The sequence below is a fragment of the Amycolatopsis sp. NBC_01307 genome (genome assembly GCF_035975215.1).
In the GTDB taxonomy this organism is placed as follows: domain Bacteria; phylum Actinomycetota; class Actinomycetes; order Mycobacteriales; family Pseudonocardiaceae; genus Amycolatopsis.
On sequence record NZ_CP108403.1, the window covers coordinates 6,935,000 to 6,954,029 of the forward strand.

General features: G+C 70.1%; 24 protein-coding genes. 5 read left to right on the forward strand and 19 right to left on the reverse strand.

The genetic code is table 11. The features are described 5' to 3' along the window. Positions 1 to 29 precede the first annotated feature (29 nt). The 4 genes from OG439_RS29965 to OG439_RS29980 all read right to left on the reverse strand — a co-directional run bounded on the left by OG439_RS29965 (position 30) and on the right by OG439_RS29980 (position 1,978). Positions 30 to 566, reverse strand: coding sequence for a hypothetical protein (locus tag OG439_RS29965; RefSeq protein ID WP_326944120.1), 537 nt, complete (start codon positions 564 to 566; stop codon positions 30 to 32). Between the two features lie 67 nt (positions 567 to 633). Further along, a complete protein-coding gene (locus tag OG439_RS29970; protein ID WP_326944121.1) occupies positions 634 to 1,167 on the reverse strand; it encodes a hypothetical protein in 534 nt (177 codons plus the stop codon). 61 nt (positions 1,168 to 1,228) lie between these two features. Next, the gene (locus tag OG439_RS29975) at positions 1,229 to 1,711 is read right to left on the reverse strand and encodes a PH domain-containing protein (protein ID WP_326944122.1); all 483 of its coding nucleotides are present in this window, start codon (positions 1,709 to 1,711) and stop codon (positions 1,229 to 1,231) included. Between the two features lie 48 nt (positions 1,712 to 1,759). After that, entirely contained in the window at positions 1,760 to 1,978 is a 219-nt protein-coding gene (locus OG439_RS29980; RefSeq protein ID WP_326944123.1) for a hypothetical protein, read from the reverse strand. Between the two features lie 315 nt (positions 1,979 to 2,293). Here OG439_RS29980 and OG439_RS29985 point away from each other — a divergent pair, with 315 nt between their 5' ends. The 3 genes from OG439_RS29985 to OG439_RS29995 all read left to right on the forward strand — a co-directional run bounded on the left by OG439_RS29985 (position 2,294) and on the right by OG439_RS29995 (position 4,622). Next, complete coding sequence (locus OG439_RS29985) at positions 2,294 to 2,923, forward strand: LysE family translocator (protein ID WP_326944124.1); 630 nt, start codon at positions 2,294 to 2,296, stop codon at positions 2,921 to 2,923. Further along, positions 2,923 to 3,549 (forward strand): LysE family translocator, encoded by a 627-nt coding sequence (locus OG439_RS29990; protein ID WP_247057088.1) that lies wholly within the window; start codon positions 2,923 to 2,925, stop codon positions 3,547 to 3,549. The genes OG439_RS29985 and OG439_RS29990 overlap by 1 nt, the downstream gene beginning before the upstream one ends. Positions 3,550 to 4,007: 458 nt before the next feature. Further along, the gene (locus OG439_RS29995) at positions 4,008 to 4,622 is read left to right on the forward strand and encodes a LysE family translocator (protein ID WP_326944125.1); all 615 of its coding nucleotides are present in this window, start codon (positions 4,008 to 4,010) and stop codon (positions 4,620 to 4,622) included. On the opposite strand, the gene OG439_RS30000 is transcribed toward OG439_RS29995, so the two are convergent. From OG439_RS30000 to OG439_RS30010, 3 genes are read right to left on the reverse strand one after another with little or no spacing between them, the layout of a single operon-like run. After that, on the reverse strand, positions 4,619 to 5,809 hold the full coding sequence (locus tag OG439_RS30000; protein WP_326944126.1) for an alpha/beta hydrolase family protein: 1,191 nt from the start codon (positions 5,807 to 5,809) through the stop codon (positions 4,619 to 4,621). The genes OG439_RS29995 and OG439_RS30000 overlap by 4 nt on opposite strands. Next, a complete protein-coding gene (locus OG439_RS30005) occupies positions 5,806 to 6,624 on the reverse strand; it encodes an NmrA family NAD(P)-binding protein (RefSeq protein ID WP_326944127.1) in 819 nt (272 codons plus the stop codon). The genes OG439_RS30000 and OG439_RS30005 overlap by 4 nt, the downstream gene beginning before the upstream one ends. Continuing rightward, entirely contained in the window at positions 6,617 to 7,054 is a 438-nt protein-coding gene (locus tag OG439_RS30010) for a nuclear transport factor 2 family protein (protein ID WP_326944128.1), read from the reverse strand. Before OG439_RS30010 ends, OG439_RS30005 begins: the two co-directional genes overlap by 8 nt. Before the next feature lie 94 nt (positions 7,055 to 7,148). On the opposite strand from OG439_RS30010, the gene OG439_RS30015 reads away from it, so the two are divergent. Continuing rightward, positions 7,149 to 7,742: a TetR/AcrR family transcriptional regulator gene (locus tag OG439_RS30015; protein WP_326944129.1), complete on the forward strand. Its 594-nt coding sequence runs from the start codon at positions 7,149 to 7,151 to the stop codon at positions 7,740 to 7,742. Between the two features lie 4 nt (positions 7,743 to 7,746). On the opposite strand, the gene murA is transcribed toward OG439_RS30015, so the two are convergent. Then, entirely contained in the window at positions 7,747 to 9,021 is a 1,275-nt protein-coding gene (gene murA, locus OG439_RS30020) for a UDP-N-acetylglucosamine 1-carboxyvinyltransferase (RefSeq protein ID WP_326944130.1), read from the reverse strand. Positions 9,022 to 9,082: 61 nt separating this feature from the next. Here murA and OG439_RS30025 point away from each other — a divergent pair, with 61 nt between their 5' ends. Next, positions 9,083 to 9,658 carry a cob(I)yrinic acid a,c-diamide adenosyltransferase gene (locus OG439_RS30025; protein ID WP_326944131.1) on the forward strand — a complete coding sequence of 192 codons (576 nt, stop codon included), beginning with the start codon at positions 9,083 to 9,085 and terminating at the stop codon, positions 9,656 to 9,658. Here the strand turns inward: OG439_RS30025 and aroA are convergent. The 11 genes from aroA to atpB all read right to left on the reverse strand — a co-directional run bounded on the left by aroA (position 9,655) and on the right by atpB (position 18,833). Beyond that, complete coding sequence (gene aroA, locus OG439_RS30030) at positions 9,655 to 10,893, reverse strand: 3-phosphoshikimate 1-carboxyvinyltransferase (protein ID WP_326944132.1); 1,239 nt, start codon at positions 10,891 to 10,893, stop codon at positions 9,655 to 9,657. The genes OG439_RS30025 and aroA overlap by 4 nt on opposite strands. Before the next feature lie 10 nt (positions 10,894 to 10,903). Beyond that, positions 10,904 to 11,224: a putative quinol monooxygenase gene (locus OG439_RS30035; protein ID WP_326944133.1), complete on the reverse strand. Its 321-nt coding sequence runs from the start codon at positions 11,222 to 11,224 to the stop codon at positions 10,904 to 10,906. A gap of 69 nt (positions 11,225 to 11,293) precedes the next feature. After that, positions 11,294 to 11,728 carry a DUF2550 domain-containing protein gene (locus tag OG439_RS30040; protein WP_247057104.1) on the reverse strand — a complete coding sequence of 145 codons (435 nt, stop codon included), beginning with the start codon at positions 11,726 to 11,728 and terminating at the stop codon, positions 11,294 to 11,296. Positions 11,729 to 11,753: 25 nt separating this feature from the next. Beyond that, positions 11,754 to 12,119: a F0F1 ATP synthase subunit epsilon gene (locus OG439_RS30045; RefSeq protein ID WP_247057106.1), complete on the reverse strand. Its 366-nt coding sequence runs from the start codon at positions 12,117 to 12,119 to the stop codon at positions 11,754 to 11,756. A gap of 113 nt (positions 12,120 to 12,232) precedes the next feature. After that, the gene (atpD, locus tag OG439_RS30050) at positions 12,233 to 13,660 is read right to left on the reverse strand and encodes a F0F1 ATP synthase subunit beta (RefSeq protein WP_326944134.1); all 1,428 of its coding nucleotides are present in this window, start codon (positions 13,658 to 13,660) and stop codon (positions 12,233 to 12,235) included. Beyond that, positions 13,660 to 14,604: a F0F1 ATP synthase subunit gamma gene (locus tag OG439_RS30055; RefSeq protein ID WP_326944135.1), complete on the reverse strand. Its 945-nt coding sequence runs from the start codon at positions 14,602 to 14,604 to the stop codon at positions 13,660 to 13,662. Before OG439_RS30055 ends, atpD begins: the two co-directional genes overlap by 1 nt. An 11-nt stretch (positions 14,605 to 14,615) precedes the next feature. Next, positions 14,616 to 16,256 carry a F0F1 ATP synthase subunit alpha gene (gene atpA, locus OG439_RS30060; protein WP_326944136.1) on the reverse strand — a complete coding sequence of 547 codons (1,641 nt, stop codon included), beginning with the start codon at positions 16,254 to 16,256 and terminating at the stop codon, positions 14,616 to 14,618. Between the two features lie 57 nt (positions 16,257 to 16,313). Beyond that, complete coding sequence (locus tag OG439_RS30065) at positions 16,314 to 17,138, reverse strand: F0F1 ATP synthase subunit delta (protein ID WP_326944137.1); 825 nt, start codon at positions 17,136 to 17,138, stop codon at positions 16,314 to 16,316. A 6-nt stretch (positions 17,139 to 17,144) separates the two neighbouring features. Further along, complete coding sequence (locus tag OG439_RS30070) at positions 17,145 to 17,690, reverse strand: F0F1 ATP synthase subunit B (protein ID WP_371827651.1); 546 nt, start codon at positions 17,688 to 17,690, stop codon at positions 17,145 to 17,147. A 44-nt stretch (positions 17,691 to 17,734) separates the two neighbouring features. Further along, positions 17,735 to 17,992 (reverse strand): ATP F0F1 synthase subunit C, encoded by a 258-nt coding sequence (locus OG439_RS30075; RefSeq protein ID WP_160696687.1) that lies wholly within the window; start codon positions 17,990 to 17,992, stop codon positions 17,735 to 17,737. Between the two features lie 55 nt (positions 17,993 to 18,047). Further along, positions 18,048 to 18,833 carry a F0F1 ATP synthase subunit A gene (gene atpB / locus OG439_RS30080; protein ID WP_326944138.1) on the reverse strand — a complete coding sequence of 262 codons (786 nt, stop codon included), beginning with the start codon at positions 18,831 to 18,833 and terminating at the stop codon, positions 18,048 to 18,050. Positions 18,834 to 19,030 lie beyond the last annotated feature (197 nt).

Sequence of the window (19,030 nt, forward strand, 5' to 3'; positions counted from 1 at the left end):
AATCGGACACGTCCGGGTGACGGCCGCGCTCAGCCGACGGCCCACGGCCGGGCCTGGGCCTGCGCGATCAGGTCCCGGACGTACTCGGCGTCGGGCAGCCCGACCAGCCGCACGGACCGAGCCAGGAACGCCCCCGGGTTCGCGGCCCCGGTCAACGACCCCAGCAGGCCGTCGGTGCTCCCGAAGGTGACGGCGCCGGCGCCGGCGCGCCCGGCCCGCACCACCGGCGGCGGCAGCGCGCCCAGGTACGCCGAGGCGCGGATCCTGCCCGAGACGCGATCGGCCACCACGACCCGCCGGTCGGTCACGGCGTACACCGCGCGGCGCAGAGCCCGTTGCCGGATGACGATCGGGCCCCAGGCGACCGCGAGCCCGAACGCGGCGAAGATCGGCGAGACGATCAAGAACCGCGCGTGCCCGAACAGCGGGATCCCCAGTGTCAGAAACCCCCAGACCAGACCGAAGACCAGCCGGTACCAGTCTTGGCCGTCGAACGCGACGCGCCGCGGCCGGCCCGACCACAGCAGGCGTTCTCCCGGCATCAGCACGTTCGTCGGCAGGTCCACCGTGGCCTCCACTCCCCAGTAAGCAGTGGGAACACGCACGCGTGGACCGGGTGGTTGCCTGTTCGGGTCAGAAGAGCGAGTCACCCGGTTCGCCGGCCGCCTGCTTGCGCCGGGCCTCGCCGATCGCCTCGACGAACAGGGCGCGTACTCGCTCCGGTTCGGCGATGCCCGTCAGCACGATCGGGAGGGGCACGGCCTTGATCCGGTGGGCGCCGTAGCGCGCCGCGGCCACGAGACGCGGGTCGACCGGGCCGAAGGTGATCGTCCCCGCGCCGCCGCGCTCCGGCACGACGACCGGCACGTCCAGCTCGGTGAGGGGCTGGGTCCGCGTGCGCCGCCACACGGCACCGGCGTCGACGACCAGCCGGCGGTCGGTGAGCACGTAGGTCAGGCGCCTGAGCTGCACGGCCCGCAAGCCGAAGTGGAAGAGCAGCAGGCCACCGCAGCCGATCATCGCCAGCAGCGCGTGCGGTCTTTCGGCAGCGGCCTGGTCCGCCGCGAAGTACCCCACGACCGCGAGCACCACGGCCCCGATCAGCACGGCGTGGTGGTCGCGGCGGTTCAAGAGCGGCCGGTGGACCGGCTTTCCCGTCCACAGCACCTGTTCACCCGTGTAGGCCTGCACACCTGAGGCACGCTCCGGCGGGTGTCCGGGTTGCCCGTCAGGCGGCCGAACTGTCCGGTTCCGGCGGGGCCTGGCGGCTCTTCGCCTCGTCGATGGCCTTGGTCAGCAGGTCGCGGACGCGCTTGGGTTCGCCAACGCCCATCAGCGTCACCGAGCCGGGCTCGGGGAAGGCGAAGGTGCCGGTGCTCGACCGGCCGGGCTTGAGGACCGGTGCCGACAAGCCGGCCAGTTCGCTGGAGCGTTCCTTCTGCCGGAACAGGCCCGAGCGCGCGATGATCCGGCTGTCCGTCACGGCGTAGGTCGTCCGGCCGAGCGCGAGGTAGCGGACGGCGGACCGGCCGACCGCGCCGTACAAGCCGGCCACCAGCACGACCAGCCCGGCGAGCATGCCCGCGCCTTCGGGTCGCTGCGTGAGGAGGAACCACAGCGCGGCCGCGGTGACGACGAGCCCGGCGGGGGCGATCACCCCGTCCGCGGCGACGTAGAACGGGCGCTGGACCGGCTCGCCCGCCCAGAGCACGCGCTCACCGGGTAGAAGATCGATTTCCCCTGCTGACATGGCCGAACACTACTCTGCCGGGGTGTCCGGCGCCGCACGCCGAGCGCGCTGTACGTGCGCGAACACCCTCTGTGCGTGGTCGATCTCGCGGAGCCTGAGATCAGGTTCGGCGTAGCGGTCGATGTGGACGACCCGGTGCCGGCGCCGACCTTCGGCGCCGGCGAAGATGATCGTGTCGGCGAACTTGCCCTCTTCGTCGCTGTGGACGACGGTCCGTTGATCGGTCACGAAGTTACTCGACCAGATCGGCGTGCCGCCGCCGCGAGTATTCGGACCAGCCACCTGACACGAGGCCGAACACGGCCAGCACGGCGGCGAACGTCGTCTGGCCGAGGCTCACGAACACGACGACCGCGGCGACCCAGCCAGCACCGCCTTGTTCCGCTCTTCGGGCGGTTCGGGTCGCGGCGAACACTGCCACAGCAGGTTTTCGCCGGCTTGAAGCCTCAGTTCCCCCCGGTACATACGGACAAACTACGCGCCGGACGCTGTGACGGAAATCCGCGAGACCGGACCGAGATCCGTCGGTTAGCGTGGGTAGCCGTGACGTGGAGTGTGTACGGGAGTTACCTGCTCATCGTGGTCCTGATCGTGCTCGCGCCGGGGCCGGACACGATGGTGATGCTGAAGAACGCGCTGTCCGGCGGCTTCCGGGGCGGGCTGCTCGCGTCGCTCGGGATCCTCACCGGGAACGTCGTGCAGGGCAGCGCCGCCGCGCTCGGGCTCGGCGTGCTCATCGCGAAGTCGCAGCCGGTGTTCCTCGCCCTCAAGTGGGTCGGCGCGGCCTACCTCGTCTTCCTCGGTGTCCAGGCGTTGCGCGGCGCGTTCCGCGGGCACTACGACGTCGTCGAGCAGACGCAGCAACGCCGTCGCGGCGGGGGTTTCCGGCGGTTCCGCGAGGGGCTGCTCTCCAACGTCACCAACCCGAAGGTGCTGGTGCTGTACCTGTCGGTGCTGCCGCAGTTCCTCGATCCCGGGCACACGACGACGTGGGACGCGCTCGCGCTGGCCTACACCACCGCCGTGATCGGCGGGCTGTGGTTGCTGGTGCTGCTGGTGTTCGTGCACCGCGTGCGCGCGTGGCTGGGCCGCCGCCGGGTCCGCCGGACGCTCGACGGCGTCACCGGCACCGCGCTGGTCGGGTTCGGCGCCGCCCTCGCCCTGGAGTCCTGATGACGTGGAGCACCTACGCCGGGTTCGCGGCGATGATGGCGTTGCTGGCGATGATGCCGGGCCCGGACACCATGGTGGTGCTGAAGAACGCGCTCACCGGCGGCGCGCGCGGCGGCGGCTGGGCGTGCGGCGGCATCAGCGTCGCGAACTTCCTGCAGGGCACGGCGGCCGCGCTCGGGCTGGGCGCGGTGATCACCCGCTACCAGCCGGTGTTCGTGACGGTGAAGTGGCTCGGCGCGGCCTACCTGGTGTACCTGGGCGTCCAGGCCCTGCGCGGCGCCTGGCGCGGAGACTACGAAGCGCTCGACGACGTCCGCCGGGCCCGCGCGTCCCGCGCCCGGCGGTTCCGCGAAGGGTTCCTCTCCAACATCACCAACCCCAAGGTGATCGTGCTGTACCTGTCGGTGCTGCCGCAGTTCCTGACCCCGGGCGTGACGGACCAGGGCGACGCGCTGCTGCTGGCGTACACGGTCGCCGCCCTGGGCGTGGTGTGGCAGGTGCTGCTGCTCTTGTTCGTGCACCGGGTGCGCGGCTGGTTGCAGCAGCGAAAGGTACGCCGCGCCATGGACGGCGTCACCGGAACGGCCCTGCTCGGCTTCGGCGCGGCGCTGGCTCTCGAAGGCTGACGTCGCCCGCTCCCGGGGGCGAGTTTGCCTGCCCCCGGGGCTGACGCGACGGTGCCTGCTCCCGGGGCGATGCTTTCGTCGCCTGCTCCGCCCCGGGCGACGCTTCCGTCGCCTGCCCCTGGGGCGACGCTTTCGCCGCCCGCTCCCGGGCTGACGCGACCTCGCCTGCCCTGGGGCGACGCTTCCGAGACCCCGTTCCGGCCACCGCGCGAGCCGGGTCCAAGCGTTGTCCACAGGCCTCGCCCGATGTGGACAACTCGGCGCGAAAACCGCTTCCCGGCCGGTCCGGTCGGTCCCCGCCGATAGACTGGACTTGGGCACGCCCCCCTGGAGGAGGGTGGGGGCGGGCCTGGGTGGCCGTGGCTCGAAGGGGCGTCGCGACAGCCTCGGCCGCGCCCGGCGGGACCGCATTCCGGGATCCGGCGACAACCGCCGCCGTGCGTCCTAGCCTCGGTGGCATGACCTGGGGAACCTACGGCACCTACCTGCTCTTCGTCCTTCTCGTGCTCGTCGTGCCCGGGCCGGATACCGCGCTGGTGCTCAAGAACTCGCTCGCCGGCGGGCGGCGGGGCGGGGTGCTGACCGCGCTCGGCATCGGGTCCGGGAACCTCGCGCAAGGCCTGGCCGCCGCGCTCGGGTTGAGTGCCGTGATCGTCCGGTCCGAACCCGTTTTCGAAGCTCTGCGCTGGGCCGGTGCCGGCTACCTCGGTTATCTCGGCGTCAAAGCGCTCGTCGCCGCGTGGCGGGGGGACTACCGGGCCCTCGCCGCCGATGCGCCCCGCGGTGGGCGGCGGTGGCGTGAGGGCTTTCTCTGCAACCTCACCAACCCGAAGGTCCTCGTCTTCTACCTCTCGATGCTGCCGCAGTTCCTCACGCCGGACTCGACCGTCGCCGAGGCGCTGGTGCTCGCCGGGACCGTCGGGGTGCTCGCGACGCTGTGGCAGCTCGTCATCGTCGCCGGGGTGCACCGGATTCGCGCGTGGCTGCTGCGGCGCCGGGTCCGCCGCACCCTCGACGGCGTGACCGGCGCCGCGCTGCTCGGTTTCGGGGCCGCGCTCGCCGTCGAAAGCTAGAGCGTGCGGTCCAGCCAGTCGTAGACGCGGCCGGTCGCGAGCCGCTGGGCGCCGACGTGGCAGTGGGCGTCCGCGCCTTCCTCCGCCGTGAACGTCAGCAACGTCTTCGGCGCCGTCACGTGCTCGTACAGCCGGCGCGGCTCGGATTCCGTCTCACCGGCGAAGAACAGGTCGTCCGCCGCTTCGCAGATCAGCGTCGGGCACGTGATCTTCTCCGCGACGCCGCCTTCGAGCGTGTACTCGAGGTACTTCGCGACGAACTCTCGGTCCGTCGCCGCGCCCAGGACGTACCGGCCGTGGTCGCACGCCCAGCGCAGGGTCGAGCTGGCCTGCCGGCCGGCGGCGAGCAGCGCGTCGAACTCCTCGTCGTGCTCGGCGTTCGCGCGGCGGACGATCTCGTCGCGGTCCCACGGCAGCATCGACGTCACCGCGGAGCCCGCGTCGTAGACGCCGTCGACCGCGATCACCGCCGCCAGCCGCGGCTCGAACGCCGCCGCGCGCGGCGCGAGCTCGCCGCCCAGACTGACGCCCAGCAACGCGATCCGCGCCGGGTCGACGCCGTCGAGGCCGAGCACGAAGTCCACCACCGGCGTGACGACGTGCTCCCAGTCCGGCCGGAACACGAGCTTGTCGCGGTGCATCGCGCTCGGCTGGCCGGGGCCGTCGAAGGTCAGGACGTGGTAGCCGCGCTCGGCGCCGGACGCCGCGCCGAAGAAGTGGAGTTCCTCGGCGCTGCCGTCGAAACCGCTGTGCATCACCAGGACCGGCTTCGGCCCGGCGCCGGGCGCGCGGTAGAAGTAGCCCTGCAACACCGTGCCTTCGTACGGGATTTCGACCGGCTCGGCGACGCCCGCGCGCCGGAAGCACTCGACGCTGCGGTCGTACGCCGCCGCGATCCGCGGGTCCGCCGGGTCGCCGTGCAGGAAGAAGTCCGCCGAGAAGTAGTACGTCGACGCGCGCAGCAGCAGGTCCCGCGCGGTGACCGGGCTCGCGTCGGCCGCTTCGGCGTACAGCCGGTCGGCCAGGGCGCGGTAGGCGTCGTGCCAGCTGTCGTAGTCCCCCGGCGTCACGGTCGACGCCGCCGCGAGCACCTCGCCGAAGTCCGAACCGCCGTAGGCCGCGTGGCCGAACAGGCGCAGGGTCTCGAACCAGAACTGCGGGTCCTCGGTGAACATGAGCTGCTTCATCGGATTTCCTCCATCACAAAGGTGCGGAACGAACGAGCGGGCCGGCCGGTGACCTCTTCGACGGCCGGGGTGACGCGGTCTTCGGTGCCGCGGCGGATGTCCTCGTCGAGCGCGGCGAGAACGGCGGCGAACTCGGCGGGAATCCCGGACGCGGTAACCAAAGCGGCGAACTCGGCGGTGCTCACCGCGCGGTGCCGCACCGGACGTCCGGTGTGCGCGGCGACGATCTCGGCGGCTTCGGCGTAGCTCACCGCCGAAGGGCCGGTGAGCACGTGTTCGGTGTTGTGCGGTTCGGCGTCGGTCAGCGCGCGGACGGCGACCGCCGCGATGTCGCCGGCGTCGACGAACGCCACCCGGCCGTCCCCGGTGGCCGTGACGATCTCGCCGTCCCGCACGCCTTGGGCGACCAGGTGCTCGCCGGTGAAGTTCTGCATGAACCACGACGGCTTCAGCACGGTCCACTCCGGCGCGGTGCGCACCAGGCGCTGCAGCTCGCCGAGGCCGGGCGAGTCCGCGGTGACGGCCGACGAGCTGAGCAGCACGACCCGCCGGACGCCGGCGTCGAGCGCGTCCGCCAGGAACGGTTCGACGAGCCGCGCGGGCTCGGCCTCGCCGATCGGGGCGAGCAGGTACACGGCGGAAACGTCGTGCAACGCGGCCACCTGCGAACCGCGGTCGGTCCAGTCGAAGCGCACCTGGCCGGGTTCGCGCACCTGGCGCGTGGCGGCCCGCGCCGTCACGCCGAGGGCGCGCAGGCCCGCGACGACCCGGCCGCCGGTGGTGCCGGTGCCGCCGAGGACCAGGACGTCAGCCACGGTCGCTCCCGGCGAACGCCGCCGTCAGCTCGTCGACGCCGCCCATCAGCTCGGCCGCGGCGAGCGGGCTCCAGTAGTCGCGGTAGCGCCGGATCTCGCCGTCTTCGACCGTCAGCACGGCGATGTAGGACAGCTCGTACGGCTTCTGCGACGCGACGACGACACCGGCCGCGGTCATCTCCACGACCACCACGCCCGGGTCGGTGGTCTCGTGCACGGTCTTCGCCGTGATCGCCCGGACGTCGAGCAGGTCCGGGTAGCCCCGCAGGTAGTCGGCGATGGCGTCCCGGCCCTCGACGCGGGCCGGGTAGCCCGCCGCGGCGAACGGGAACTCGAGGACGCCGTCCTCGGCCCACAGCCCGGCGAACCCGGCCATGTCGTGCTTCACCAGCAGGTCGAGCGCGTGCTCGACGAGTTCGCTCGGTCGCACGGATGCCTCCTTCGACGTTTGGACGAGACGGTACCGTCCCGACGTCACTGTAGACGGGACGGTACCGTTCCGTCCACCCGCTAGACTGCGCGTCATGGCACACACCCCGACCGGCGCCGCGGTCCTCCAGCCCGAAGTCACCCAGGCCATCACGGACGCGGTGCTGCACGAGCTCGCCGAGCAGGGCTACGGGCGGCTGTCGATGGAAGCGGTGGCGAAGCGGGCCGGGGTCGGCAAGAGCGCGCTGTACCGGCGGTGGACGTCGAAGCACGAGATGATCACCGCGGTCGTCGCGGAGTTCAGCGTGTCGCGCGCGGTGCTCGAAGACACCGGCTCACTGCGCGGCGACCTGCGCGTGACGCTGCAGGCGATGATCGACTGGCTCACGCACCCGGTGTTCTCGCGGATCCTGCCGGACCTCGTCGCCGAGGGCGCGCGAAACCCCGAGATGGCCGAAAGCGCGCGCACCAGCATCGGCGGCCCGCGCCGCGACCGCGCGGAGGTGATGCTGCGCCGCGCGCTGGACCGCGGCGAGCTGCGGGCGGACCTCGACGTCGAGATGGCGATGGACGTCCTGGGCGCGCCGATCTACTGGCGCATGGTGGTCCGCCGGGCCCCGGTGGAGCCGGACTACCTGGACCGGCTGGTGGAGTACGTCCTGCGCGCGCTGGGCGCGCAGGACGTGTGACGGCTCAGGTGCGGTCGGGCTCGCCGCTGACGCGCTCGATGCGCGCGCCCAGGCGGTTCAGGTTCTCGACGAAGTGCGGGTAGCCGCGGTCGATGTGGAAGACGTCCCAGACCTCGGTGACGCCGTCCGCGCACAGCCCGGCCAGCACCAGCCCGGCGCCCGCGCGGATGTCCGACGCCCAGACCGGCGCGCTGGAGAGCCGTTCGACGCCGCGGACCACCGCGTGGTGGCCGTCCGTGCGGGTGTCGCCGGAGAGCCGGATCATCTCCTCGATGAACCGGAACCGGGCCTCGTAGACGTTCTCCGTGATCATCGACGTGCCCTCGGACACCGCCGACAGCGCGACCGCGAACGGCTGCAGGTCGGTCGCGAAGCCGGGGTACGGCAGCGTCACCCAGTCGACCGCCTGCGGCCGCTCGGCCTGCACGATGCGGAAGCCCTTGTCGCCGAACGTGGTGACCTCGGCGCCGGCCAGCTGGAGCTTGTCCAGCACCAGGTCGAGGTGGTGCGGGTTGACCCCGCGCACGGTCAGGTCGCCGCGGGTCATCGACGCGGCGAACGCCCAGGTGGCGCCCACGATCCGGTCGCCGATCACGCTGTGCTCGGTGGGGTGCAGCTGCTCCACGCCGTGCACGGTCAGCGTCGACGTCCCGGCGCCTTCGACCTTCGCGCCCATCTCCACGAGCATCGTGCAGATGTCGACGATCTCGGGCTCGCGCGCGCAGTTGTCGATCACCGTGGTGCCCTCGGCGAGGACGGCGGCCATCAGGATGTTCTCGGTCGCGCCGACGCTCGGGAAGTCCAGCCAGATCTGCGCGCCGACCAGCGTCTCGGCCTTCGCGACGACGCAGCCGTGCTCGATGGTGCTCGTCGCGCCCAGCTTGCGCAGGCCGTTCTGGTGCATGTCCAGCGGCCGCGAGCCGATCGCGTCACCGCCCGGCAGCGCCACGACGGCCTGCTTCAGCCGGCCCACCAGCGGTCCCAGCACGCAGACGGAAGCGCGCAGCTTGCCCATCGCCGCCGAGTCGGCGCGGTAGGACAGCTCGGCCGGCGTGGTGATGGTGGCCGTGTCGCCCTCGATGACGACCTCGCAGCCGACGCTCCGCAGCACGTCGCCCATCAGCGGGACGTCGAGGATCTGCGGGCAGTTCGTGATGGTCGTGGTGCCCTCCGCGAGGAGGGCCGCGGCCATCAGCTTCAGCACGCTGTTCTTGGCCCCGACCACGTCGACCTCGCCGACCAGCCGGGCTCCGCCATGCACGTCGAAGTGCTCGCTCATGGCCGCCAATCATGCCCTCTCGCCCGGATTCGACCCGGGCGGGGGCCGCTATGGTGGCTTCATGGTCGTTCGCATCAACCGCGTGTACACCAAGGTCGGCGACAACGGCACGACGGCGCTCGGCGACGGGTCGCGCGTGCCCAAGACCTCGCCCCGGCTGGGCGCCTACGCCGACACCGACGAGGCGAACTCCGTCATCGGGCTGGCCGTCGCGATGGGCGCGCTGCCGGCCGAGATCACGGACGTCCTGCGCGTGCTGCAGAACGACCTCTTCGACGTCGGCGCCGACCTCTGCCTGCCGATCCAGGACGACCCGCCCTACCCGCCGCTGCGCATCACCGAGAAGTACCTCGAACGGCTCGAAGGCTGGTGCGACGACTTCAACGACCGCCTGCCCAAGCTGACGTCGTTCATCCTGCCCGGCGGCACCCCGGGCGCGGCGTTCCTGCACCAGGCGCGCACGGTGTCGCGGCGGGCGGAGCGCTCGGCGTGGGAGCTGTACGAAGCCGAGCCGGAGACGACGAACCCGATCGCGGTGAAGTACCTGAACCGGCTGTCGGACCTGCTGTTCATCCTCGCCCGGCTGGCCAATCCCGAGGGTGACGTGCTGTGGCAGCCGGGCGGGCAGCCCTCCTAGATCCCCCAGCTCTCCCGCAGCGACCCGAGGGCCTGGTGGAAGCCGGGGAACGTCTTCTTCACGCACTCCGGGTCGTCCAGCGTGATGCCGTCCACCAGCAGTCCGGTGATGCTGAACGCCATCGCGATCCGGTGGTCGCGGCGGCACTTGACCAGGGCACCGGCGGGCACGCCCGGCTGGATCTCGATCCAGTCGCGGCCCGTCTCGACCGTCACCCCGAGCGCGCGCAGGTTCTCCTCGCACGCGTCCAGGCGGTCGCACTCCTTGATGCGCGTGTTGTAGACGTCCTCGATGCGCACCGGGCCGGCCGCGAACGGCGCGATCGCCGCCAGCGTCGGGACCGTGTCGGAGATGTCGCGCATGTTCACCGTGATGCCGCGCAGGCCGTCCGAGGGGCCCGCGACCGTCACCGAGTCCTCTTCGAGCTGCACGTGGGCGCCCATCCGCTCGAGGACGTCCACGAACCGGACGTCGCCCTGCAGCGCCGTCGAACCCAGGCCGGGGATGGTCACCGTGCGGCCGGTGACCGCCGCCGCGGCTAAGAAGTAGCTGGCCGTCGACGCGTCGGGCTCCACCGGGTAGTCGCACGCCTGGTACGGCTGCGGCGGGACGACGAACGTCTTGCCCTCGCGGCGGACGTCGACGCCGAAGCGCCGCATCATCTCCAGCGTGATCTCGACGTACGGCACCGACACGAGGTCGGTCACGGTGATCCGCAGGCCCTCCGCGGTCAGCGGCCCGAGCAGCAGCAACGCCGTCAGGAACTGCGACGACAGGCCCGCGTCCAGGGTCAGGTCGCCGCCCTTGACGCCGTTCGCGCGGACGGTCAGCGGGTGGTGGCCCGGCTCGCCCTCGAAGGTCAGGTCGACGCCCAGCTCCTGCAGCGCGTCGGTGAGCGGGCCCAGCGGACGCCGGCGCATCTGGTCGGACGCGTCGAAGTGGAAGGTGCCGGTGCCGGCCGCGGCCAGCGCGGGCAGGAAGCGGGCCGTGGTGGCGCCGTCGCGGCAGAAGACGTCGGCGGACGCCACGCCCGGCCCCGACGGCCGGCCCTCGATCGTCCAGGCGTCCGGCCGCCGGTCGACCTGGTAACCGAGCTTCACGAGCCCCTCGGCGAAGCCCTCGGTGTCGTCCGAGTGCAGCGGACGGCCGAGCACGGTGGTGCCGCGCGCGGCGGCGGCCAGGAACAGGCCTCGGGCGGTGACGGACTTGGAGCCGGGGATGTCGACGAGGGTCACGAACCCCAGTTTAGTGGGGCGCGATCTCGGCCATCGGGCCCCAGTCGGAGGCGTCCTGGACGTTGATGATCTGCGGGTTGTCCGAGATGTAGGCACCCAGGTTCTCGGTGGCCCACTTGAAGTGGTCGGAGCCGACGTGCGCGACGGCGGCGTCCTGGCCTTCGAAGCCCTCGACCAGCACGTACGTGTTCTTGTCTTCGAGACTGCGCGACCACTCGAAGAACCGGTTGCCCGCTTCGGCGCGGGTGTTCTTGGTGTAGTCCGCCACGATGTCCGGCCAGGCTTCGGCGTGCTCCGGTTTGACCGGGAACTTGACCACGATGAAGATCATGCGTTCAACCGTAGGCCAAAACGGCGACCCTGGCTGTCTCGGTTTGAGACAGCAGAGTGAGACAGCAGGTCAGGACGCGCGCGGGAGTCGTCGTCCGGGCGGGGCCGACTCGAGCCAGGAGAGGAACCCGGTGAGCGCGCCCGGGCCCATGGCGATCTCGATCGCCTCCTGGGTCTCGGACTCGCAGCGCAGCACGATGGCGCCTTCGGGAACCGCGTAGGCCTCGCTGCCGGAGGGGTCACGGCGGTCGGCGATCTGCATGCTCGCGCGCTGGAAGACGCGGTCCGGGCCGCTGCGCAGGCTCCACACCCGGTACCAGACGAACTCGTCACCCTCGTAGCGACCGAGCCCCAGGTGCCAGCTGGCCCGCGCGCTGTCCGGACGCCACCGCAGCGCGACGCTCACGCCCCCACCGCGGCGCATCCGGATCCACCGCTGGCCGTACCAGCCGACCAGCACCACGAGCACGATCAGGAGCCCGACTACCACCACGGTGATCTGCACGGCCCGGCTCCTGCCCGTCGCTCGCTCAGACCGACTGACCTGCCGCGCGGAGCTGGGCCGAGGCCCTGGTCCGCTCGGTCTCGTCGTCGGCGGTCAAGGCCGCCTTCGCCGCGTCGACGTCGATTTCGTCGGAAAGCTCGGCACTTTCGGCGAGGATGCTCACCCCGGTGCCGGTGACCGACAGGAAACCGCCGTGCACGGCCGCGCAGACCGTTTCGCCGTCGGTGGTCGTCACCTTGACCACGCCACCCTCGACGAGCTGCCCGAGCACGGGCTCGTGACCGGCCATGATGCCGATCTCGCCCTCGGTGGTCTGGGCCACCACGAAAGTGGCGGTACCCGACCAGAGACGGCGCTCGACGGCCACCAGCTCCACGGACATCTCAGCCACGTAGCACTCCTTCGCTCGGGGTGTTGCCACCGAGTGTAATAGGTCTGTATCCCGGTATGAGAACGGCGGGGGCCCGAGTCCACAATGGACACTGCCCCCGCCGCCTCAGGAGATCACTTCTTGGTGATTTCCTTGTACTTCTTCTCGAGGTCTTCGAGGCCACCGATACCCAGGAACGCCTGCTCCGGGTAGTGGTCGAAGTCACCCTTGGCGATGCGGTCGAACGACTCGATGGTCTCCGACAGCGGCACCGTCGAGCCCGGGATCTGCGTGAACGCCTCCGCGACCAGCATGTTCTGCGAGAGGAAGCGCTCGATCCGGCGGGCGCGCTGGACGGTGAGCTTGTCCTCTTCCGAGAGCTCGTCCATACCGAGGATCGCGATGATGTCCTGCAGTTCCTTGTACTTCTGCAGGATCCGGATGACCTCGGAAGCCACGCGGTAGTGGTCCTCGCCGACGATGGCCGGGTCGAGGATCGTCGACGTCGACGCCAGCGGGTCCACCGCCGGGAAGATGCCCTTCTGGAAGACACCACGCGAAAGCTCGGTGGTGGCGTCCAGGTGGGCGAACGTCGCGGCCGGGGCCGGGTCGGTGTAGTCGTCCGCGGGGACGTAGATCGCCTGCATCGAGGTGATCGACCGGCCCCGGGTCGAGGTGATCCGCTCCTGCAGCTGGCCCATCTCGTCGGCCAGCGTCGGCTGGTAACCCACGGCCGACGGCATCCGGCCCAGCAGGGTCGACACCTCCGAGCCGGCCTGGGTGAACCGGAAGATGTTGTCGATGAACAGCAGCACGTCCTGGTTCTGCACATCGCGGAAGTACTCCGCCATGGTCAGCGCGGACAGGGCGACGCGCATGCGCGTGCCCGGCGGCTCGTCCATCTGGCCGAACACGAGGGCGGTGTCGTTGATGACGCCGTCTTCGCTCATCTCCAGGAAGAGGTCGTTGCCCTCACGGGTGCGCTCGCCGACCCCGGCGAACACCGACGTACCACCGAAGTTCCGGGCGACACGGGTGATCATCTCCTTGATGAGCACCGTCTTGCCGACGCCGGCGCCGCCGAACAGGCCGATCTTGCCACCCTGGACGTACGGGGTGAGCAGGTCGACGACCTTCAGGCCGGTCTCCAGCATCTCCGTCTTGCCTTCGAGCTGGTCGAAGGACGGCGGGTTGCGGTGGATGCCCCAGCGCTCGAGGTCGTCGCCGTAGCCGGGCTCGTCGAGGCACTCGCCGAGCGCGTTGTAGACGTGGCCCTTGACCTTGTCGCCCACCGGCACGGTGATCGGGCCACCGGTGTCGGTGACCTCGGCACCGCGGACGAGACCGTCCTGCGGCTGCAGCGAAATGGTGCGGACGAGGTTGTCACCCAGGTGGGAGGCGACCTCGAGCGTCACCGTCTTGCGCAGCTGCTCGAACTCGATCTCGACCTTGAGCGCGTTGTGCTGGTCGGGAACGTAACCGCGCGGGAACTCGACGTCGACGACCGGACCGGTCACCGACACGATGCGCCCCTTGGCGCGCGGGGCTTCAGTACTGGTCATCAATCATCACTTCCTGCTGCGGTGAGCGCGTTCGCGCCACCGACGATTTCGGAGATCTCCTGGGTGATCTGCGCCTGGCGCGCTTGGTTCATCTCCCGCGTCAGGTTGCCGACCAGGTCGTTCGCGTTGTCCGACGCGGCCTTCATCGCCGTCCGGCGCGCGGCCAGCTCGGACGCCGCCGACTCCAACAGCGCCGAGTAGATGCGCGTGTTGATGTACTTCGGCAGCAGCGAGTCCAGCAGCTTGTCGGCACTCGGCTCGAACTCGTAGCTGGGGAGCAGGTCGCCGGTGGGCTTCTGCTCCTCGTCGCCGTCCGTGTACTCGACCTCGAGCGGCGCGACGCGCTTGGCGATCGGCCGCTGGGTCAGCATCGACACGAACTCGGTGTAGACGATGTGGATCTCGTCGACACCCTCGATGCCGTCGGCGTTGCCGTGCCCGTCGTCGACGCCGGCCATGAACGACTCGACCAGGGTCTCGGCCGCCTCGACCGCCGCGGCGTAGTTCGGCTGGTCGGAGAAGCCCGTCCAGCCGTCCACCACCTCGCGGCCGCGGAACCGGTAGTAGTTCAGGCCCTTGTTACCGGTGACGTAGACCCGAGCTTCCTTGCCCTCGTCGCGAAGCAGGGAAAGCAGCTCGCCGGTCGCACGCAGCACGTTGGAGTTGTAACCACCGCACTGGCCCTTGTCACTGGTCACGACCAGGACAGCGGCCCGCTTCGGGTTCGGGCGCTCGACCAGCAGCGGGTGGTCGAGGTTGGCCGCCGCACCGGCCAGCGCCGAGAGCACCTTGGTGATCTCGTCGGCGTACGGCCGGGAAGCGGCGACCTTCGCCCGCGCCTTGGTGATGCGCGCGGTGGCGATGAGCTCCATCGCCTTGGTGATCTTGCCGATCGACTTGGTCGCCTTGATGCGCGACCGGAGTTCCCGGAGTTGTGCGGCCATGAGCTATCAGCTCACTTCTTCGGGGCGGGCTTGTTGACCTTGACGGTCTCCTGCCCGACCTTGTCGGCGTCCATCGCGTCGGCGTCCACCCCGACCAGGGAGTTGCCGTCGGCGGTGGTGAACTCCTTCTTGAACTCGTTCACCGCGGCGACCAGCTTCTCGGCGGTCGCGTCCTCGAACTTCCCGGAGTCGCGGATCGCGCCAAGGACGTCGTCGTGCTTGCGGCGGGCCGAGTCGAGGAACTCGTGGTTGAAGCGGCGCACGTCCTCGGTCGGGACCGAGTCGTAGTGGCCGTTCGTGCCCAGCCACACCGTGCAGACCTGCTCCTCGACCGGGATCGGCGAGTACTGCGACTGCTTGAGCACCTCGTACAGCCGGGCACCGCGTTCGAGCTGCGCCTTCGAGGCGTCGTCGAGGTCCGAGGCGAAGGCGGCGAACGCCTCCAGCTCGCGGTACTGCGACAGGTCGATGCGGAGCGAGCCGGAAACCGACTTCATCGCCTTGACCTGCGCGGCACCACCCACGCGGGACACCGAGATGCCCACGTCGATGGCCGGGCGCTGGCCGGCGTTGAACAGGTCCGACTGGAAGAAGCACTGGCCGTCGGTGATCGAGATGACGTTCGTCGGGATGTAGGCCGACACGTCGTTGGCCTTCGTCTCGATGATCGGCAGCCCGGTCAGCGAGCCGGCGCCCAGCTCGTCCGAGAGCTTCGCGCACCGCTCGAGGAGACGGGAGTGCAAGTAGAAGACGTCGCCGGGGAAGGCCTCGCGGCCCGGCGGGCGGCGCAGCAGCAGCGAGATCGCGCGGTACGCGTCGGCCTGCTTGGTCAGGTCGTCGAACACGATGAGGACGTGCTTGCCCTCGAACATCCAGTGCTGGCCGATGGCCGAGCCGGTGTACGGCGCGATCCACTTGAAGCCGGCCGAGTCCGAGGCCGGTGCGGCGACGATGGTGGTGTACTCCATCGCGCCCGCGTCCTCGAGGGACTTCTTGACCGCGGCGATCGTGGAGCCCTTCTGGCCGATCGCGACGTAGATGCAGCGGACCTGCTTCTTCTCGTCGCCGGTCTCCCAGTTGGACTTCTGGTTGATGATCGTGTCCACGGCGACGGCGGTCTTGCCCGTCTTGCGGTCACCGATGATCAGCTGGCGCTGGCCGCGCCCGATCGGGGTCATCGCGTCGATGGCGGTGATACCGGTCTGCAGCGGCTCCGACACCGGCTGGCGCTCGACCACCGAAGCGGCCTTGACCTCCAGCGGACGGCGGTCGGTGGTCTCGATGTCGCCGAGACCGTCGATCGGGGCGCCCAGCGGGTTGACGACGCGGCCGAGGTAGCCGTCGCCGACCGGCACGGACAGGACCTGGCCGGTGCGCTTGACCTGCTGGCCCTCTTCGATGCTTTCGAAGTCGCCGAGGATCGCGGCACCGATGGAGCGCGCGTCCAGGTTCAGTGCGACGCCCAGGACGCCGCCGGGGAACTCGAGCAGCTCGTTGGCCATGGCCGAGGGGAGGCCCTCGACGTGGGCGATACCGTCACCCGCGTCGATCACGACGCCAACTTCTTCCCGGCTCACGTCCGGGGCGTAACTCGAGACGTAGTTCTCGATCGCGCTACGGATCTCATCCGAGGAGATCGTCAGCTCGGCCATGTCTTTCCCGCTCTCGCTTCGTTCTTGCCAGTATGCAAAGTCTTGTGTGGCCGGGGACTAGGCCCGGGCCAGCCGCCTGCGCAGGGCAGCGAGCTGACCCGCCGCGCTCCCGTCGATGATCTCGTCGCCGACGCGGACGACGAGCCCGCCGCCGAGACTGGGATCGACCTCGACGTGCAGCGCGATCGACCGCCCGTAGATGGTGTCGAGCTTCTCGCCCAGCCGGGTGGTCTGCTCGTCGGTCAGAGGGCTCGCGCTGGTCACGTAGGCGACCAAGCGCTGACGGCGTTCCGCGGCCAGCTTGACCAGCGCGTCGAGCCCGGCGCCGACACCACGGCCCTTGGCCCGGCGGACGACCTGCTCGACGAGGGTCTCGGTGACCACGTCCACCTTGTCGGCGAACAGCCCGCGCACCAGCGACCGCTTCGCGTCGGCGGGACCAGCGAGGTCCGCCAGGGCGGTCTCGAGCTCCGGGTGGTTGGCCACGACGCGCGAGACCTGGAACAGCTGGGTCTCGACGGCGTCGATGTTGCCGGTCTTCCCGGCGGCGGTGAGCAGCGCGGAGTGCCCGAGCGACTCGAGCCCGTCGACCAGCTGACGAGGGCTGGACCAGCGGCTGCCCGCCACGGCGTCGAGCACCTTCAGTGCCGGTTCGGACAGCTTGCCGTCGAACAGCCGGCGCACCAGCGTGGTGCGCGACTCCGGCGTCGCCGAGGCGTCACTCACCGCCCGGCGCAGACCGATCTCCCGGTCCAGCAGGTCGACGACGGAGAGCAGCTCGTCGCCGACCGTGGCCGCGTCGGCTCCCGCGTCGGCCAGAACCTCGCCGAGGCGTTCCTCGGCGAGGCCGAGCGCTTCACGGCTCGCAGCATGCAACGTCATTCGGGTCTACTTCCCCGCTCCACCAGCGGCACCGGCCGTGTCCAGCTCCGCGAGGAACCGGTCGACGGTGCCACGACGGCGCGCCTCGTCTTCGAGCGACTCGCCGACGATGCGGCTGGCCAGCTCCACGGCGTTGCGGCCCATGTCGGCCCGCAGCTCGGCGATGATCTGCGCCTTCTGGGCCTGCAGCTGAGCCTGGCCCTGGGCGACGATCCGCTGGGACTCGGACTCGGCCTCGGCCCGCAGTTCCGCCTTGATCTGCTCGGCTTCGAGCCGGGCGTCGTCACGGATCTTCGCGGCCTCGCCACGGGCTTCCTTCAGCTGCGCCTGGTATTCCGCCAGCGCGGCTTCGGCCTGGGCCTGAGCCTTCTCGGCCTTCTCGATGCCACCCTCGATCTTCTGCGCACGCTCTTCGTACGCGGCCTCGAAGCGAGGGACGACGTACTTCTTGAGGATGAACAGCAGGATCAGGAAGGCGACGATGCCGAGGATCAGCTCCGAAATGTCGGGGATGATCGGGTTGTGCGTCTCGCCTTCAGCGGCGAGGAGCATTGCACTCTTCAGCACGGCGTCTCCTTAAGCGATGAGCTGCTGACTCAGGCGGCGGAGGCGATGAAGTAGATGACAATGCCGATCAGGGCCAGAACCTCGGTCAGCACGAAGGTCGAGAAGCCGATGCCCTGCAGCTTGCCCTGGGCCTCCGGCTGACGCGCGGTGCCGTTGATGACGGCGGCGAAGATCAGACCCACACCGATGCCCGGGCCGATCGCGCCGAGGCCATAACCGATGGCGGCGAGGCCGGCGTTGAGGTTGACCTGCTCGGCGGCGGCCTGGGCCAGAACGATGTTGCTCACGTGCATTTCCCTTCACTTCGGTCCACGCGCTCGCGTGAATCGGGGGCTTGTGTTCTCAGTGCTCCGACGCCAGCGCGGCGCCGATGTACCCCGCCGAAAGCAGGGCGAAGATGTAGGCCTGCAGCACCTGGATGAAGGCCTCGAGGAAAGTCATCCCGATGGCGAAGATCCACGCCACCAGTGAAACCGGCTTCAACGCCCAGCCCGACGTCTCGGTCAGCAGGAAGGTGCCACCGAGGGTGAACACGGCCAGGATGAGGTGGCCGGCGAACATGGCGGCGAAAACACGGATGGCGAGCGTGAGCGGGTTGAGAAAGAACTTCTCCGCGAACTCGATCAGCGAGAAGAGCGGCAGCACTGCCTTGGGCACACCCGGCGGCGCGAGTTCTTTCTTGAAGTACCCAGCGAAACCGTGCCGCTTGAAGCCGGCGTAGTGGTAGACCGGGTAGACCACGAGGACCGCCAGCGCGACCGGGAAACCGAAGCGCGCCATGGTCGGGAACTGCAGAACGGGGATGATCCCGTAGAGGTTGTTCACCAACACGAAGGTGAACAACGAGAAAACGAGCGGCACGTACGGCTTGAAGTCCTTCGAGCCGATCTGCTCGCGCGCGATGTTGTTGCGGCTGAAGTCGTAGATGGACTCAGCGACGAACTGCCCCTTGCTCGGAACGACCTTCAGCTTGCGGGTCGCCAGCAGGAAGTACGTCGCGATGATGACCACCGAGAGCACCACGAGCACCATCGGCTTGGTGACGTCGCCGAACAGCGGCGGCAACTCGAAGCTTCCGGCACCGGGCGGTGCGAACACCGCACCCTCGGCCAATACCAGCGCGCCCACTGGGCTCCTTCCGGTTCTCCCGGCCGGCGTTCACTCCGCCGGGGGAATCGTCACGATCTGGACTTAACGTACCCGATACGTATCGGGACGTCGGAGGCGGCTGCCCCACTGTGCGATGAACACGGCTTCACGTTCTGCACATGGGGTTGTCTCGCGTGAACACTGCCCTGCGGTCTACTTCGGACCAGCGGCGGAAG

Bases quoted from the DNA above. Each gene is read 5' to 3' on its own strand.
- OG439_RS30070 (WP_371827651.1), bottom strand. From the start codon at position 17,690: ATGCTCCTCGCCGCTGAAGGCGAGACGCACAACCCGATCATCCCCGAC.
- OG439_RS30015 (WP_326944129.1), top strand. From the start codon at position 7,149: ATGGCACACACCCCGACCGGCGCCGCGGTCCTCCAGCCCGAAGTCACC.
- atpD (WP_326944134.1), bottom strand. From the start codon at position 13,660: ATGACCAGTACTGAAGCCCCGCGCGCCAAGGGGCGCATCGTGTCGGTG.
- murA (WP_326944130.1), bottom strand. From the start codon at position 9,021: ATGAGCGAGCACTTCGACGTGCATGGCGGAGCCCGGCTGGTCGGCGAG.
- OG439_RS29990 (WP_247057088.1), top strand. From the start codon at position 2,923: ATGACGTGGAGCACCTACGCCGGGTTCGCGGCGATGATGGCGTTGCTG.
- OG439_RS30065 (WP_326944137.1), bottom strand. From the start codon at position 17,138: ATGACGTTGCATGCTGCGAGCCGTGAAGCGCTCGGCCTCGCCGAGGAA.
- OG439_RS30000 (WP_326944126.1), bottom strand. From the start codon at position 5,809: ATGAAGCAGCTCATGTTCACCGAGGACCCGCAGTTCTGGTTCGAGACC.
- OG439_RS30055 (WP_326944135.1), bottom strand. From the start codon at position 14,604: ATGGCCGCACAACTCCGGGAACTCCGGTCGCGCATCAAGGCGACCAAG.
- atpA (WP_326944136.1), bottom strand. From the start codon at position 16,256: ATGGCCGAGCTGACGATCTCCTCGGATGAGATCCGTAGCGCGATCGAG.
- OG439_RS29995 (WP_326944125.1), top strand. From the start codon at position 4,008: ATGACCTGGGGAACCTACGGCACCTACCTGCTCTTCGTCCTTCTCGTG.
- OG439_RS30035 (WP_326944133.1), bottom strand. From the start codon at position 11,224: ATGATCTTCATCGTGGTCAAGTTCCCGGTCAAACCGGAGCACGCCGAA.
- OG439_RS30025 (WP_326944131.1), top strand. From the start codon at position 9,083: ATGGTCGTTCGCATCAACCGCGTGTACACCAAGGTCGGCGACAACGGC.